This window comes from Collinsella sp. TM05-38, assembly GCF_003466445.1.
Lineage (GTDB): Bacteria > Actinomycetota > Coriobacteriia > Coriobacteriales > Coriobacteriaceae > Collinsella.
Genome location: NZ_QSPM01000018.1, coordinates 16,375 through 31,202 on the forward strand (window position 1 = coordinate 16,375; position 14,828 = coordinate 31,202).

12 protein-coding genes and 1 tRNA gene are annotated in these 14,828 nt (G+C 60.9%); 8 read left to right on the forward strand and 5 right to left on the reverse strand.

All coding sequences use genetic code 11. From position 1 onward, the window contains the following. Positions 1 to 20: 20 nt before the first annotated feature. The gene (locus DXD49_RS09070) at positions 21 to 2,108 is read left to right on the forward strand and encodes a glutamine synthetase III (RefSeq protein ID WP_117734633.1); all 2,088 of its coding nucleotides are present in this window, start codon (positions 21 to 23) and stop codon (positions 2,106 to 2,108) included. A gap of 231 nt (positions 2,109 to 2,339) precedes the next feature. Here the strand turns inward: DXD49_RS09070 and DXD49_RS09075 are convergent. From DXD49_RS09075 to DXD49_RS09095, 4 genes are all read right to left on the reverse strand, one after another. Next, a tRNA-Glu gene (locus DXD49_RS09075) sits at positions 2,340 to 2,416 on the reverse strand. 299 nt (positions 2,417 to 2,715) lie between these two features. Next, the gene (locus tag DXD49_RS09955; RefSeq protein ID WP_233541787.1) at positions 2,716 to 4,893 is read right to left on the reverse strand and encodes a MurT ligase domain-containing protein; all 2,178 of its coding nucleotides are present in this window, start codon (positions 4,891 to 4,893) and stop codon (positions 2,716 to 2,718) included. A 45-nt stretch (positions 4,894 to 4,938) separates the two neighbouring features. Then, on the reverse strand, positions 4,939 to 5,982 hold the full coding sequence (locus tag DXD49_RS09090; RefSeq protein WP_117794786.1) for a hypothetical protein: 1,044 nt from the start codon (positions 5,980 to 5,982) through the stop codon (positions 4,939 to 4,941). Next, entirely contained in the window at positions 5,982 to 7,058 is a 1,077-nt protein-coding gene (locus DXD49_RS09095; protein ID WP_117794787.1) for a hypothetical protein, read from the reverse strand. The genes DXD49_RS09090 and DXD49_RS09095 overlap by 1 nt, the downstream gene beginning before the upstream one ends. A gap of 500 nt (positions 7,059 to 7,558) precedes the next feature. On the opposite strand from DXD49_RS09095, the gene DXD49_RS09100 reads away from it, so the two are divergent. The 6 genes from DXD49_RS09100 (at position 7,559) to DXD49_RS09125 (ending at position 14,121) form a co-directional block, all read left to right on the forward strand. Beyond that, a complete protein-coding gene (locus DXD49_RS09100) occupies positions 7,559 to 8,773 on the forward strand; it encodes an iron-containing alcohol dehydrogenase (protein WP_117794788.1) in 1,215 nt (404 codons plus the stop codon). A 76-nt stretch (positions 8,774 to 8,849) separates the two neighbouring features. Beyond that, a complete protein-coding gene (locus DXD49_RS09105; protein ID WP_117763638.1) occupies positions 8,850 to 9,950 on the forward strand; it encodes a glycerol dehydrogenase in 1,101 nt (366 codons plus the stop codon). Between the two features lie 112 nt (positions 9,951 to 10,062). Beyond that, positions 10,063 to 11,130, forward strand: a complete 1,068-nt coding sequence (locus DXD49_RS09110) for a glycerol dehydrogenase (protein WP_117794789.1) — start codon at positions 10,063 to 10,065, stop codon at positions 11,128 to 11,130. Between the two features lie 151 nt (positions 11,131 to 11,281). Further along, positions 11,282 to 12,535: a 4Fe-4S binding protein gene (locus DXD49_RS09115; RefSeq protein ID WP_117794790.1), complete on the forward strand. Its 1,254-nt coding sequence runs from the start codon at positions 11,282 to 11,284 to the stop codon at positions 12,533 to 12,535. A gap of 114 nt (positions 12,536 to 12,649) precedes the next feature. Continuing rightward, positions 12,650 to 13,726 (forward strand): redox-regulated ATPase YchF, encoded by a 1,077-nt coding sequence (ychF, locus tag DXD49_RS09120; RefSeq protein WP_035136922.1) that lies wholly within the window; start codon positions 12,650 to 12,652, stop codon positions 13,724 to 13,726. An 11-nt stretch (positions 13,727 to 13,737) separates the two neighbouring features. Continuing rightward, positions 13,738 to 14,121 carry a DUF1648 domain-containing protein gene (locus DXD49_RS09125; RefSeq protein ID WP_089572786.1) on the forward strand — a complete coding sequence of 128 codons (384 nt, stop codon included), beginning with the start codon at positions 13,738 to 13,740 and terminating at the stop codon, positions 14,119 to 14,121. A gap of 9 nt (positions 14,122 to 14,130) precedes the next feature. Here DXD49_RS09125 and DXD49_RS09130 read toward each other — a convergent pair whose 3' ends face one another. After that, the gene (locus tag DXD49_RS09130) at positions 14,131 to 14,520 is read right to left on the reverse strand and encodes a hypothetical protein (protein WP_117794791.1); all 390 of its coding nucleotides are present in this window, start codon (positions 14,518 to 14,520) and stop codon (positions 14,131 to 14,133) included. 76 nt (positions 14,521 to 14,596) lie between these two features. Between DXD49_RS09130 and DXD49_RS09135 the strand changes: the two genes are divergently transcribed. Then, positions 14,597 to 14,815, forward strand: a complete 219-nt coding sequence (locus DXD49_RS09135) for a helix-turn-helix domain-containing protein (protein ID WP_117794792.1) — start codon at positions 14,597 to 14,599, stop codon at positions 14,813 to 14,815. The last annotated feature ends 13 nt before the right edge of the window (positions 14,816 to 14,828 follow it).

Here is a 14,828-nt window from a genome sequence, read left to right on the forward strand (position 1 = left end):
CGATACGAAGGGAGTTCCGTATGGCCGAACTTACTGACCGCTTCGGGACCATGGTGTTCTCTGAGGAAGTCATGAAGGACTGCCTCCCCAAGGACATTTGGAAGCGCCTTGCTGCAACCCTCGAGGGCGGTGAGCCGCTCGACCTGGATGTGGCCAACGCCGTTGCCCATGCCATGAAGGTCTGGGCCATCTCCAAGGGTGCTACGCACTACGCGCACTGGTTCCAGCCGCTTTCGGGCATCACTTCCGAGAAGCACGACAGCTTCCTCGAGCCTAACCACGACGGCACCGCCATTACCAAGTTTACGGGCAAGAACCTCATCCAGGGCGAGCCCGATGCCTCCAGCTTCCCCAACGGCGGCCTGCGCGCCACCTTCGAGGCCCGTGGCTACACCGCTTGGGATCCCACCAGCCCCGCCTTTATCAAGGACGATGTCCTGTGCATCCCCACGGCTTTCTGCTCCTACACGGGCGAGGCCCTGGACAAGAAGACCCCGCTGCTGCGCTCCATGACCGCGCTCTCGCGTGAGTCCAAGCGCGTTTTGGCGCTGTTCGGCAAGACGCCAAAGAAAGTCGTTCCTTCCGTGGGTGACGAGCAAGAGTACTTCCTGATCAAGAAGGACGCCTACCGCAAGCGCAAGGACCTGGTCATCACCGGCCGCACCCTCTTTGGTGCTGCCCCCTGCAAGGGCCAGGAACTCGAGGAGCACTATTTTGGCGCTATCCGCCCCACCGTCTCGGCCTATATGAAGGATCTGGACGACGAGCTGTGGGCGCTCGGCATTCCCGCCAAGACCAAGCACAACGAGGTCGCTCCCTGCCAGCATGAGCTCGCCCCCGTCTACGGTGAGGTCAACGAGGCCATCGACCAGAACTTGGTCATGATGGAGAAGATGAAGCTCATCGCCTCCCGCCACGACCTGGTCTGCCTGCTGCACGAGAAGCCGTTCGAGGGCATCAACGGTTCGGGCAAGCACAACAACTGGTCGCTCGGCACCGAGTCCGAGAATCTGCTCGATCCGGGTGACACCCCGCTCGACAACCTGCAGTTCATCGTCTTCCTCACCGCGGTGATCGAGGCCGTCGATAACTATCAGGAGCTCCTGCGTGCCTCTGTTGCCTCGGCCGGCAATGACCATCGTCTGGGCGCCAACGAGGCTCCTCCGGCGATTATGTCCATCTTCCTGGGTGACCAGCTTACCGAGGTTGTCGAGAAGATCATCGATGGCAAGGCTTCCGTCCATGCCACGCGCGGCGTGCTCGACCTGGGCGCCGATACCCTGCCCAAGCTGATGCAGGACAACACCGATCGCAACCGCACCTCCCCGTTTGCCTTCACCGGCAACAAGTTCGAGTTCCGTGCCTGCGGCTCCGAGCAGAACGTCTCCGACTCCAACCTGGTGCTCGATGCCGCCGTGGCCAAGTCGCTCAAGTCCTTCGCCGACGCGCTTGAGGGCACGCCCGAGGATAAGTTCCAGGACGCCGCGCTCGAGTACTGCAAGAAGGTCCTGACCGATCACCAGCGCATCCTGTTCTCTGGCGACGGCTACTCCGATGAGTGGCCCGTTGAGGCCGAGAAGCGCGGCCTTGCCAACAACAAGACCACGGCCGATGCCCTGCCCGCCTTTGTTTCCGATAAGGCCATTGCGCTCTTTGAGGAGACGGGTGTCCTGACCAAGGCCGAGGCTCAGTGCCGCTACGACTGCAAGCTCGAGAAGTACAACAAGCTCATGAACATCGAGGCCACCACGATGGTTCGCGAGGCACGCCGTACCTATCGCCCGGTCATTACCGCCTATGCCACCAAGGTCGCTAAGGGCCTTGAGGCTATCCGTGCCGCCGGCGCCGAGGCCGCCATGCAGTGTGAGCAGAACACGCTCAACAAGCTCTGCAACGGCATCACTACCATCAACGACTCCATCAAGGCGCTCGACGCCGTGCATCAGAAGGCCGAGGCCCTCGATGGCCAGGAGCAGGCCAACGTGTACGCTCACGAGGTTGTTCCCGCTATGGATACGCTGCGTGCCGCCGTGGACGCCATGGAAGAGATCGTGGCTGCCGACTACTGGCCGGTTCCGACCTACGATGACATTCTGTTCTACGTGTAACAGACACGTTTGATTTTGCGCGCGAAGGGGGTCTCGCCTGTGCGAGGCCCCTTTTTTGCTGCTCAGATCTATTATGGACGTGCTGCCGGGCAAGCGTTTCGTGTGAGGCATCTCAAAAGATGTAACCTGTTTTGGCGCACATTTGGCGCACATGTGCCGAAACGAAAACAGGCCAAGATGAAAAACGAACCCGCACGACTTAACATCGCGCGGGTTCGAACAAAATGCAAATGGTGCCCCCAGCGGGATTCGAACCCGCGATATCCACCTTGAAAGGGTGGCGTCCTTGGCCGCTAGACGATGGGGACAGCGGGAAAGAGTATAGCAGACTTTTTTGCCGGCGCGTATATCGTTGGCAAACTGGAAAACCACCACATAGGAGCTGGCTCTCTATCCCGATTTTCAAACATCTCAATCTGTAACATCTGGGCTGATAAATCGGCTCTATGTGTTACAGATCGAGACAAAAGGCAGGCGTCGGGACGAACATCTCATTCTGTAACAGTAAGACGACTTTTAACGGTCTAGATGTTACAGATTGAGACAAACCGCTGGGACGGGTCAAAACCACCACAAAGGTGCCTGTCCCCTTTGTGGTGGTGGGGTGCTAGGGGAGGAGCTTCATCGCGGCGTCGTGGGCGGCGTGCTCGTAGGTGTCGTCGAGGGGTTTGAGCGGCAGCAGGGCGGCGGCCTGTGCGTCGCCACGGCGCTCGAGGGCGTGGGCGATGAGCCAGTCGGCGAGCTCGGGGTTCTTGGGCAGTGCCGGTCCGTGTAGGTACGTGCCGATGACACCCTTGTAGATGAGACCCTCAAAGCCATCGTCGCCGTTGTTGCCGGTGCCCGTGACGACGGACGTTCCAAGCGGCGTGGCATCGGCGTCCAAAAGCGTGCGGCCGCCGTGGTTCTCGAAGCCAACAAAGGGCTCGGGCGCCAGGTCGGTCTTGACGGCGACGTTGCCGATCAGGCGGTCGGAGCCACGCACAGTCTCGGCGGCAATGACGCCCAGGCCCTCGATGCGATTTTCGCCCATATAGTACGAACGGCCGAGCAGCTGATAGCTGCCGCAGATGGCGAGCAGCGAACCGCCGTCCTCAACATAGGCTGCGACCTTGTCTTTTTGGGCGAGCAGCTCGTGTGCCACGGCTAGCTGGTCGCGATCGGATCCGCCGCCCATCATGACGATATCGGCATGATGCAGATCGAGCACCTCGCCCATGCGGACCTCATCCACGCGGACGGGGATGCCGCGCCAGGCGCAGCGGCGCTCGAGGGCGATGACGTTGCCGCCGTCGCCATAGAGGTTGAGGGCATCGGGATACAGGTAGACGATGCGCAGCGGGCGCGAGAGCTCGACTGGCGCGACGCCAACGGGGACGGCACTGCCATTGGTGCACTTTGCAGCGTGGGCGGCAACCGTAGCCGCATCGGTGTCTTTAAGTCCGTCGAGCTCCTTGACCAGCGGTGGAAAGGCCGTGTAGTTGGCGACGGCGTAGAAGGTGTCATCGGCGGCCTCGTCTGCCACGGCGCCAATTGCCTGCGCGACGTCCGAGATAATCGCGGCATCGATGCCGGCGTACTTGAGGCGCACCTGCATGTCGTGCGCGCGTGTGCCGCCGGCAAAGGCGACAAGCCCCGTTGTGTCGGCGATGCGCTCAAAGTCGACGTCGTAGATCCACGATACATCGTGGCCGTCGGCATCGTTGTCATTGAGGAAGAAAGCGCAGAGTCTGCCGCCGGCCGTCTTGATGGACTGGATTTGTCGATCGAAGCCTACGGGATTCTTGGCCAGGTTGGCCTCGACGGTGCGGCCGGCGATATCCCAGCGCCCCATACGACCACCGGCGGGCACATAGGCATCGAGCGTAGGCTGCAGAAGCGCCGCGTCCACGCCCAATTCGTGCGCGGTAAAGAAGGCGGCGGCAACGTTATAGACCATGTACAGGCCGTTGTAGCGCGTGGCGATGTGTACGGCAGCCGCGTCGGGCGCAGATCCAAAGACCAGGTCAAAGCCGTAGCCGTCGCAGCCGAGCTCCACGCCCGTCACGCGACGGACAAGCCCAGGGCGGGCCCAGCCGCACGAGGGGCAATGATAGGCGCCAAGTTGCCCGTACTGCACATAGTCGTACTCCAACGGTGCGTTGCACTGTGAGCAAAAACGTGAGTCGCTAATGCGGTCGGACTCGGTGTTGGTGGCGCCGTCGATGCCAAAGGCGATGCTTGCATTGGGAACGCGCGCGGCGATCGCGGCACACAGCGGGTCGTCGGCGTTGTAGATGAGCGTTGTTGCCGGAGAGAGCTCCAACGCATGGGCGATGACGTCTTGGGTATGGTCGATCTCGCCGTAGCGGTCTAGCTGGTCGCGGAACAGGTTGAGCAGCACAAAGTACGTCGGCTTGAGCTTGGGCAGAACGCGTACGGTGTAAAGCTCATCGCACTCAAAAACGCCCACGCGCTTGCCGCTGGCAGTGTGCTTAAGGCCGCCGCGGGCCTCGAGCAGCGCGCCCACCACGCCCGGCTCCATGTTGTTGCCGGCGCGGTTGCATACCACGGTAGCACCGCTGGCAGCAACGGCGTCGGCGATGAGGTTGGAGGTGGTGGTCTTGCCGTTGGTGCCGGTGATCACTACGCTGCGGTCGACAAGGCCCGCGAGGTCGCTCAGCAACTCGGGGTCGATCTTCATGGCGATGCGGCCGGGGAGTACGCCGCCCTGGCGCTTAAGGACGGAGCGCAGTCCCCAGCGAGCGATATCGCTCGAGGTGCAGGCAAGAGATGAGCGGAGGTTCATGAAACCGTTCCTAACGTAAACGACATGGTCGGGTCGAGTGCGTCACTAAAATCCGTAGCGGCGCGCAAATTCCTGGGCAAGCTGCGACACGTCTTCGCAGGCATTGGCCCAGGGGGCAAAGTCGGGGGTGTCCGAGATAATGCCGTCCGCTTCCCAAACGGCCTGGTGCGAAAGATCCCAGGGATCGCGTGGCTCGGGTCGGCAGGGAAGGTACGGTGTCTGGTACATGGGATTCAGCAAGAAGAACGCGCCGCCCTCGCAGCGGTTAGCGAACTCACGCAGCGCACGCGCCGCCGGACGCATCTTGTTCGTTTTGAACAAGAGGATCGTGCGGGCGAGCAGGTACCAGGGGGAGTTCTCGAGTGCATCGGCCCCCACCTGTTCCTCGAGCTGGTGAGCCAGGGCAAAAAAGCCGTCCTGGTCTTCCAGGCGAGCGAGGGCGAGCAACACGGTGCCGGCAGCTCGGGTGGGATAGCCTTCTGCCTTAAGGACGCGGCGGGCGTAGTTGGCGGCAGCGCGGTAGCGGGCGCTCGCCATGCACAGCTGCGAGATGGCCTCGAGCGTGTGGAGCCACCCGATAAGTGCCGGCTCGCTCACGGTGAGATCTGACGCCGTCACACCGTCCGTCAAAACCTTGTTGGCCCAGTAGTGTGGGGCCTCCATATCGAACCCGGGCACGCTTTGTTGGAGGTAATCGGCCGTGGTCGCCTCGAGCTTCATCAGGTCGCCCAGGCAGGCGTCAACGGGCGTGTCGGCCAAGATGATGGCGAGCAACTGGGCATCGACGGCAAGCGCATCGATACGGACGACCTTGAGCAGCTCATCGCGCATATCGTCGAACAGGCGGTTGCGCGTCTGCTCAAACTCCTCGTCGCTGCCCATGTCCTCGATGCGATGGAGCTCGTCGAGCAGGTGGCAGTGAACACCGGCATAGGACAGCAGTGCCTGGGCATGCTCGGACTGCGCATACTTTTGGGGATTCGCGCTAATGTCGTTATGGACAAGCTCGCGTGCTGCATCGGTGAGCTCGGGGTGCGACGCCAGATAGGTGCGCTCCAAGTAGGCGGGGATGTAGACGCTTGGATCCATTAGAGGTTCCCTCCCTTAAATGGAAGCCCCTGCTCGGCTGCGCGCAGGATGCGCTCGTCGATCTGGGAACGCACGATGTCGCTGGTGGCGACCCAGGCGGCAAAGCTGGCGTTGTCGGGAGCGCCCAGGCCCTCCTGCAGCACCGGCGTCGCCTCGGACAGTGCAAGGACGAGCTCATCGGTGGAGCCCACGCCCACGTTGACGCGGGCATAGACGCCATCGGGAAACTCGGTTTGGAAGTAGAGCGCCTCGGCGGCGTGGGGGCACGAGCGTGCAAGAATGCGCAGGTAGTGCTCGGCACCCTCGTAGTCTAGCTCGCGCCAGGCAGCGCTCATCAGCGCGATGAGCGTCCACGGGTCTAAGTCGCGCTCCGCGTCCTTGGGACGACGGCGCAGCGGCGTGTTGGCGAGATAGGGGACGGAGTGGGCGGAGCGAAAGCGCTTGAGCTCCTCGACGGGGTATTCGAGCTTTGCCATGGCGAGCATCGCGGTGTGGCGGACACCTGCGGGGTCGTTGGGCGCAAAGTCCAAGCTGCGATTCGCTGCCTCCAGTGACATGCGGTAACGGCCGCTAATGAGCGCGCGCGATGCTAAGGCGGCAAGCCAGCGCAGGTAGGGACGGCGGGTCAGGTCGCCTGCAGCCTCACGCTCGTAGGGGTCTTGCGCCGAGGCGATCTTGAGTGCCAGATCGTGCTCCACCTCGTCGCACTTGGACACCAGATACTGCACGTAGTACTCGTTGGAGTCGGCGGTGAGTGCCGTCAGCATGCGCTGGGCATCCCAGTTGGCCGGATCGAGTGCGGCCGCCTCGCGAAGCATGTTCTCGGCAGCTGCCTCTTCCTGCTCTGCCTGGGCATCGTCAGGGATAAAGGGAATGCGGTAGTCGACGGCCTCGACCACCTTGGCAATCAGATGCCCGGCGCGGTCGCGGTCGTGCACGATGAGCGGCGCGGGGTTGCGGGTGAATTGCTCCATCAGACGCTCGACGGCGGGGCCGTCGGTGAGCGGGATATTGTCGCGGCGCAAGGCCTCAAGAACGAGGCGATGGCAATCTTCTTGAATGGGATCGAATGCCATGGGGCCTCCTTTGCTGCGGTTAGGGTTCAAATATCTCTATATAAGGTTCTAGTTTACCCGCATGTGGCACACCGGGGGTGCCGCACTTGGACTTGCACCTTTGCACCACGAAGACGGATGTCACACAAATGTCGGCACCTTGGACGACCGAGTGGTATCACGGTGCCGCAAACGGTCGATTTTTGGCGGCGAACGGTGCATATTTTGGAGGGGCACAGTCCTGCCCGGGATATGTAGTCAGCCTTGATAAAACGTTTGCCCAGCTTGGGAGTATGGATGCCGCACAAGGGTCTTCAGGGATAGAAAAAACGTTTCATCATTGGCGGCTTTAGATGAATAACTGACCAACCAGAACGGTAAAATAGTGTTTGTCTGAGCGTTGAGGCGTTAAGACATCGCGCATTGTCATCGCCGGCAACGCGCAAAACGGTCCTAACGGAGCCAATCGGGTGCTCCGTTATATACGCAAGTCTAAGAGGGGCTTGTTTAGGAGGCACAGTATGGGACGTTTTACCAATCCTCGCGATCTGTACTTTGGTGAGGGCGCTCGCCACGAGGTGAAGAACCTCAAGGGCAGCAAGGCCATCATCGTGACCGGCGGCGGCTCCATGCGCCGCGGCGGTTTTTTGCAGGACGTCGAGGCCGACCTCAAGGAGGCCGGTTTCGAGGTCAAGCTGTTCGAGGGCGTCGAGTCCGATCCGTCCGTCGAGACGGTCATGAAGGGCGCCGAGGCCATGACCGAGTTCCAGCCCGACTGGATTATCGCCATTGGCGGTGGCTCGCCCATCGATGCCGCTAAGGCTATGTGGCTGTTCTACGAGTATCCCGAGGAGACCTTCGAGGAGGCAGTCGTCCCGTTCTCCTTCCCGGAGCTCCGTCAGAAGGCTCACTTCTGCGCCATCTCCTCTACCTCCGGCACCGCTACCGAGGTCACCGCGTTCTCCGTCATCACCGACTACGCCAAGGGCATCAAGTACCCGCTGGCCGACTTCAACATCACCCCTGATGTCGCCATCGTCGACCCCGAGCTCACCTACACCATGCCCGCCAAGCTGTGCGCTCACACCGGTATGGACGCTCTGACTCACGCCATCGAGGCCTACGTCTCCACCGCTGGCTCCATGTACACCGACGCCAACGCCCTGCATGCTATCCGCGAGATCGTCGAGTGGCTGCCCAAGTCCTATCAGGGCGATCATGAGGCCCGCCAGCACATGCACGACGCCCAGTGCATCGCCGGCATCGCCTTCTCCTCGGGTCTGCTGGGCATTGTCCACTCCATGGCTCACAAGACCGGTGCCGCCTTTGAGGGCGACCACATCATCCACGGTTGCGCCAACGCCATGTACCTGGGCAAGGTCATCCAGTTCAACGCCAAGGACGCTCGCGCCAAGAGCCGCTACGCCTTCATCGCCAAGGAGATCCTGCACCTCGCCGGCGAGACCGAGGACGAGCTGGTCGAGGCTCTGGTCCAGGAGATTCGCGACCTCAACGACAAGCTCGACATCCCGCAGGGCATCAAGAACTACGGTGCCAAGGGCGTGAAGGCCGACGAGTCCATCATCGATTACGATGAGTTCGAGGCTAAGAAGCACGACGTTGCCGCCAACGCCATCCTCGACGCCTGCACGGGCTCCAACCCGCGCCAGCCGTCTCAGGAGGAGATGGAGCAGCTGCTCGAGTGCGTCTACACCGACACCCCGGTCACGTTCTAATCAGTTCGCCTTGTTCTGATGAGGGGCTCCGCACACAGCTGTACGGAGCCCTTTTTCTTTAGAGATTGGGATTAACATGGCTGCAATTTTCAATAGCCCCAGCAAGTATATCCAGGGTCCCGATGAGCTTGCAAAGCTCGGCTCCTACGTTGAGCCGCTCGGCGGGAAGGCCCTCGTCATCGTGACGCCTTCGGGCAAGAAACGTGTCGGCGCCAAGATTGAGGGCGGTTTTACCGAGGCTAAGGCCGAGCTGCTGTTTGAGGACTTTAACGGCGAGTGCTCCAAGGGCGAGGTCGATCGCCTGGTTGCGCTCGCTCGCGACAACGGCTGTGACATCATCGTCGGCGTCGGTGGCGGCAAGATCCTCGACACCGCGAAGGCCGTCGCCTATTACCTGGAGTCCCCGGTTATCATTTGCCCCACCATCGCCTCGACCGATGCACCGTGCTCGGCACTTTCGGTGCTCTACACCGACGACGGCCAGTTCGATAAATATCTCTTCCTTAAGGCAAACCCCAACATTGTCCTTATGGATACGACGGTTATCGCGGCGAGCCCGGTGCGCCTGACGGTTTCCGGTATGGGCGATGCGCTCGCAACCTATTTCGAGGCCCAGGCAACGCACGATGCCGACGGCGGCACCTGCGCCGGCGGCAAGGGCGGAATGGCCGGCCTGGCGCTCGCCAAGCTCTGCTACGAGACGCTTATGGCCGATGGCGTCAAGGCCAAGGTTGCGCTGGAGAAGGGTGCGCTCACGCCTGCCGTCGAGCACATCATCGAGGCAAACACGCTGCTTTCGGGCATTGGCTTTGAGAGCTCGGGCCTTGCTGCTGCCCATGCCATCCACAATGGTCTGACGATGCTGCCCGAGTGCCACGGCATGTATCACGGCGAGAAGGTCGCCTTCGGCACCATCGTTCAGCTGGTACTCGAGGATGCCCCGACCGAGAAGCTCGAGGAAGTCTTGGGCTTCTGCATTGAGCTGGGCCTGCCGGTCACGATGAAGGAACTTGGCGTTGCCGAGCTTACGCGCGAGCAGGCCATGATTGTTGCCGAGGCCGCCTGCGCGCCCGATGACACCATGTGCAACATGCCGTTTGAGGTGACGCCCGAGATGGTCGCAAACGCCATCCTGGGTGCCGACGCGCTGGGCCACTACTACCTTATGGATGAGTAAATCAAGCTAAGGAAGGGGCAAAGCCAGCAGATGGCTTTGCCCCTTTTTGCTATGGTGCAAAGGGGCAGGTTACTTTGCACCAATCGTTGTTTGATGAAGGGCGGATTCTCGTATGGCGCTTCCCATGGTTTATGGCGGTCCCGGCCGGTATGTTCAAGGGCCGGGCGAACTTTCGCGTCAGGGCAGGTATTTGTCATGGTTGGGTTGCGCTGCCTATGTCTTGTTTGACCAGGGCACCGAGGATCGGCTGTGCAGGCAGATTGTCGATGGATTTCTGGACGACGATCTGAGTGAGCCGTTCTTTAAGATTTATGACGGTCCGTGTACGGAAGAGGCCGTTGTAAAAATGGCTAAGGAAGCCCAGGCTGAGTATTGCGACATGGTGGTGGGTATTGGCGGCGGCAAGATGCTCGATATCGCCAAGGCAGTAGCGTTTTATGCCGAGTTGCCGTTGTGCGTATGCCCCACGGCGGCTTCGATGGACGGTCCGTGCAGTGCGATTTCGGTGCTGTATCACGAGGATGGGTCGTTCGACCGCTACCTGATGCTCGAGAAGAATCCAGATCTGGTCGTGGTTGATACCAACGTGGTCGCAGCGGCCCCACTGCGTATGACGGTCGCTGGTATGGGCGATGCGCTGGCAACGTACTTCGAGGCGCGTTCGTGCGCCGCGGCGCACGGCGCCAACGAGCACGGTGGCGCGCCGGGGCACTTGGCTCTGGCTGCGGCTCGTGCCTGCTACGACACACTTATGGAGTGCGGTGTCGCTGCCAAGCGTGATCTCAAAAAGGGGCGTACGTCGCCAGCGGTTGAACGCCTGATCGAGTGCAATATTCTGCTCTCGGGCGTCGGTTTTGAGAGCGGTGGCTTGGCGTTGGCGCATGCCATCGCCAACGGTCTGACGATCCTGCCCAAGTGCAAGGCCATGCATGGCGAAGCCGTGGCATTTGGCCTGGTGGTGCAGCTGCGCCTGGAGCGTGCGCCCGAGCTTGATCAGGTGCTCGAGTTTTGCCAGCGCGTCGGTCTGCCGACGACGCTCGAGGAGCTGGGTCTTGGCGAGATTTCCGATGCCGATCTGCAAAGTGTTGCAAATGCGGTCTTTAGAAACGAGCGCAACATGGCCAACGAGCAGGCCAAGGTGACCAAACAAAAGCTCGTGCAGCTCATGCGCGAGGCATAGTTTGGCGCTTGATTGACCTTGTGCAATCGAGGCGGCGATAGGCCATGGGCTATTTGCCGCAAAGATGCGCCGCGTGAAATTTGCCCGAGGCGTGGACCGATAGCGTATTATTATCTCTTGCTTGTTTGCACTGCTCAGGGAGGGGCCGCGCATGGCGCAGGAACACGATCTGTTTGATGACATTATCGAGATCAGCAAGGGTTTCGACTTTCTTAAAAACCCGCTTGGCGGTGTGGCCGATGCACTCGATCCGTCGGCGCCGCAGTGGAATCCTGCCGACTACAAGGAACGTCCGCGCGGCAACACCATTCCGTGCTTGACCTGCAAAAACGAAAAGAGCGGCTGCACTGCGTGCATGGATGTGTGCCCGGTGGACGCCATCGAGGTCGAGGAAGACGCCATCGAGATTCTCGACTCCTGCCGCAAGTGCGGCCTGTGCACCGCCGCCTGCCCGACCGAGGCGATTATCTCGCCGCGCCTGGCGCCCAAAAACCTGTATGACGACATTGTCTCGGCGGCCACGAGCCACGAGACCGCCTACGTTACCTGCACGCGTGCCCTTAAGCGCATGCCGCGCGAGAATGAGGTCGTCGTTGCCTGCGTGGGCGATATTACGGCCGAGACTTGGTTCTCGGTACTGGCCGACTATCCCAACGTGAGCGTGTATCTGCCGCTGGGCGTGTGCGATAAATGCCGCAACACCGGTGGCGAGGACATGCTGGGCGAGGCGATTGCGAAGGCCGAGGAATGGGCCGGTACGGGTATGGGCCTAGAGGTCGATCCCAAGAGCCTCAAGTGCCATAAGCGTCGCGAGTACGAGCGCAAGGAATACATGGAAAAGATTGCCCGTACCACGGGCCTGACCGTGACCAAACTCAATCCGGCGACGGCGGCACTGGCTTCGGTGACGCAGAAGCTCAAAGCCCATCGCCATCAGATCACCCAGCTGGAGCGCACACTCAACACCATGTGCGGTACCACGACGACCAAGCGTCGCCGCTCGCTCACACACGGACGACAGCTGGTGCTCTCGACGCTGCAAAACCACCCCGAGCTTGCCCAGAACATGCAGGTGAGCACGCCGGAGTGCGATTTTGACAAGTGCACGTCGTGCGGCGAGTGCGTTAACGCGTGCCCCACGTCCGCCTGCGATTTGGTGGGAAGCGGTCGCTTTGCACTGGAGTCCACGTATTGTTTGGGTTGTGGCGCCTGTGTCAAGGTTTGTCCCGAACATGCGCTCAAGCTGGTCGAGCACGATGCGTCCAACTTGGTTGTCGTCGACCCCGAAGCCGAGGAAAAGGCCGCTCAGAAGGCCAAGGCCCACGAGGAGGCCGAGAAGGTCAAGGCCGAGGCAAAGGCCAAGCTCGATAAGATGCTCGATCAGGTGGAAAAGCTCGCAGACTAGTCAGCGACCCCTATCTCTGCTTCATTTGCGCCGCCGTGGCGTCCGGATTCGCCTGGATGCTGCGGCGGCGCTATACTTATGCAGTTTGAAGTACCTGTATCAAAAGGAGCTGTCGTGTCCCTTTCCATCGGTATCGTGGGCCTGCCCAACGTGGGCAAGTCGACGCTGTTCACCGCGCTTACCAAAAAGACCGGCCTTGCCGCCAACTACCCGTTTGCCACGATCGACCCCAACGTGGGTATCGTCGATGTGCCCGATAGCCGCCTGCAAAAGCTCGCCGACATTGTCAACCCGGGTCGCATTGTGCCGGCTACGGTCGAGTTCGTCGACATCGCAGGTCTGGTGAAGGGCGCTAACGAGGGCGAGGGTCTGGGCAACCAGTTCTTGGCAAACATCCGCGAGACCGACGCCATCTGCGAGGTCGTGCGCTACTTTAAGGACCCCAACGTCATGCGTGAGGTGGGCCGCACCGGCGAGTTCGTCGATCCCGCCGGCGATGCCGACACCATCATGACCGAGCTCATCCTGGCCGACATGGGCACGCTCGAGAAGCAGCTGCCCAAGCTCGAGAAGGAGGCCAAGCGCGACAAGGAGCTCATGCCCAAGTTTGAGGTCGCCAAGCGCCTGCTCGCCTGGCTCAACGAGGGTAAGCGCGCTGCGTCTATGGAGATGACCGACGAGGAGCGCGCCGCTGCCAAGGGCCTGTTCCTGCTCACCATGAAGCCCATCCTGTATGTGGCCAACGTGGACGAGGATATGCTCAACGACGACCTGGCGCCCATCGATGGTGTCAAGCCACTGCCCATCTGCGCCAAGATCGAGGCTGAGCTTTCCGAGCTCGATCCCGAGGATGCGGCCGACTACCTGGAGAGCTTGGGCCTGGAGCAGCCCGGTCTGGACGTGCTCGCGCAGGCCGCCTACAAGCTGCTTGGCCTGCAGTCGTTCTTTACGGCTGGCGAGATGGAGGTCAAGGCCTGGACGGTGCGTCAGGGCGCGACCGCCCCGCAGGCCGCCGGTGTCATCCACACCGACTTTGAGCGCGGCTTTATTAAGGCCGAGGTCATTGGCTATGACGACTACATCGAGCTCGGTGGCGAGCAGGGCGCCAAGGCTGCCGGCAAGCTGCGTATTGAGGGCAAGGACTATGTCATGGCCGATGGCGACGTCGTGCACTTCCGCTTTAACGTGTAAGGACGACGCATATGTTTAAGTATGGCAAAAAAGCTGGCTACATGGGTATTGCTCTGCTCGTACTTGCGGTGATTCCGCTGGTGGTCGCAGCGTGTGTTATCCCCAACATTGGTCCCGAGGTGGCAACGAAGTTTAACGCAGCCGGCGAGGTGACGCGCTGGGGCAAGAGCTACGAGTTGCTGGCACTGCCGGTGCTCAACCTACTGCTGAGCGTGGCGACGTACTTTACGGCAGGACGCCAGGCTAAAAACAATGATGACTCCGCCGCCATGGCGCGCATCGTGTGCGAGCGCTACCTGCGAAACGGCTGCATCACGGGTGTGTTTCTCAACGTAATCAACGTCTACTTTATGTACTCGGCGATTACCGGAACGGGCTTTGGCTTTGGTTTCTAACTTGTTCTTCTAGGCAACGAGCCTGCACGCATATTCAATGGCTGCTGCGAGGCCGCCGCTCGATCGTGGTTTAAAGACCATATCGGCGGCGGCCTCGTTTTCGTATCCGGCGCCGCGCAAGGTTAGGGAGACGGAGGCTTCTAGGAGCAGGGGGAGTCCTTGCGGGGTGGTGGCGATAACGGCGGTCCGGTCGAGCGCACAGCCGTGCTCTTGGCATAGACGTGCGAGGTCGCCTTGCTTTGGACTGGAAAGCGGTGCCGTGGGGACACGGCTCGTTAGCAGCGCAAGCGCCGTGCGCTCGTCGGGCGTAAGCTGGTCGGCTTCGATAACGACAAGAGCAATCGGTGTATCGTGCCGACGGCAATCTGCACGCTGTACGTAAATCGAAGAACCCGACATAGAAAACTCCTGTGTATTCGTTTAAACGTAAACTATAGTTTACGTTTTTGTTCAGCTCCATTTCAAACTCGGCTGCATGGACGAACGTGCGAAACAGATTCTTGGCAAGCGAGTCGAGCAGACGCGCAGGGACCTTGGTATCTCCAAGGTTGATTTTTGTGTGGCAGCAGGAATCAGCCGACCCTATCTCGACCGAATCGAAGACGGAACGGCAAATTTCACGCTCAAGGTTCTATTTAAGGTCGCGCCCGCACTCGGCATGACGGTGTCAGAGCTTCTCGAGGGTATCGAATAGGGGATACCCGCCG

Bases quoted from the DNA above. Each gene is read 5' to 3' on its own strand.
- DXD49_RS09070 (WP_117734633.1), top strand. From the start codon at position 21: ATGGCCGAACTTACTGACCGCTTCGGGACCATGGTGTTCTCTGAGGAA.
- DXD49_RS09955 (WP_233541787.1), bottom strand. From the start codon at position 4,893: ATGAACCTCCGCTCATCTCTTGCCTGCACCTCGAGCGATATCGCTCGC.
- DXD49_RS09090 (WP_117794786.1), bottom strand. From the start codon at position 5,982: ATGGATCCAAGCGTCTACATCCCCGCCTACTTGGAGCGCACCTATCTG.
- DXD49_RS09095 (WP_117794787.1), bottom strand. From the start codon at position 7,058: ATGGCATTCGATCCCATTCAAGAAGATTGCCATCGCCTCGTTCTTGAG.
- DXD49_RS09100 (WP_117794788.1), top strand. From the start codon at position 7,559: ATGGGACGTTTTACCAATCCTCGCGATCTGTACTTTGGTGAGGGCGCT.
- DXD49_RS09105 (WP_117763638.1), top strand. From the start codon at position 8,850: ATGGCTGCAATTTTCAATAGCCCCAGCAAGTATATCCAGGGTCCCGAT.
- DXD49_RS09110 (WP_117794789.1), top strand. From the start codon at position 10,063: ATGGCGCTTCCCATGGTTTATGGCGGTCCCGGCCGGTATGTTCAAGGG.
- DXD49_RS09115 (WP_117794790.1), top strand. From the start codon at position 11,282: ATGGCGCAGGAACACGATCTGTTTGATGACATTATCGAGATCAGCAAG.
- DXD49_RS09125 (WP_089572786.1), top strand. From the start codon at position 13,738: ATGTTTAAGTATGGCAAAAAAGCTGGCTACATGGGTATTGCTCTGCTC.
- DXD49_RS09130 (WP_117794791.1), bottom strand. From the start codon at position 14,520: ATGTCGGGTTCTTCGATTTACGTACAGCGTGCAGATTGCCGTCGGCAC.
- DXD49_RS09135 (WP_117794792.1), top strand. From the start codon at position 14,597: ATGGACGAACGTGCGAAACAGATTCTTGGCAAGCGAGTCGAGCAGACG.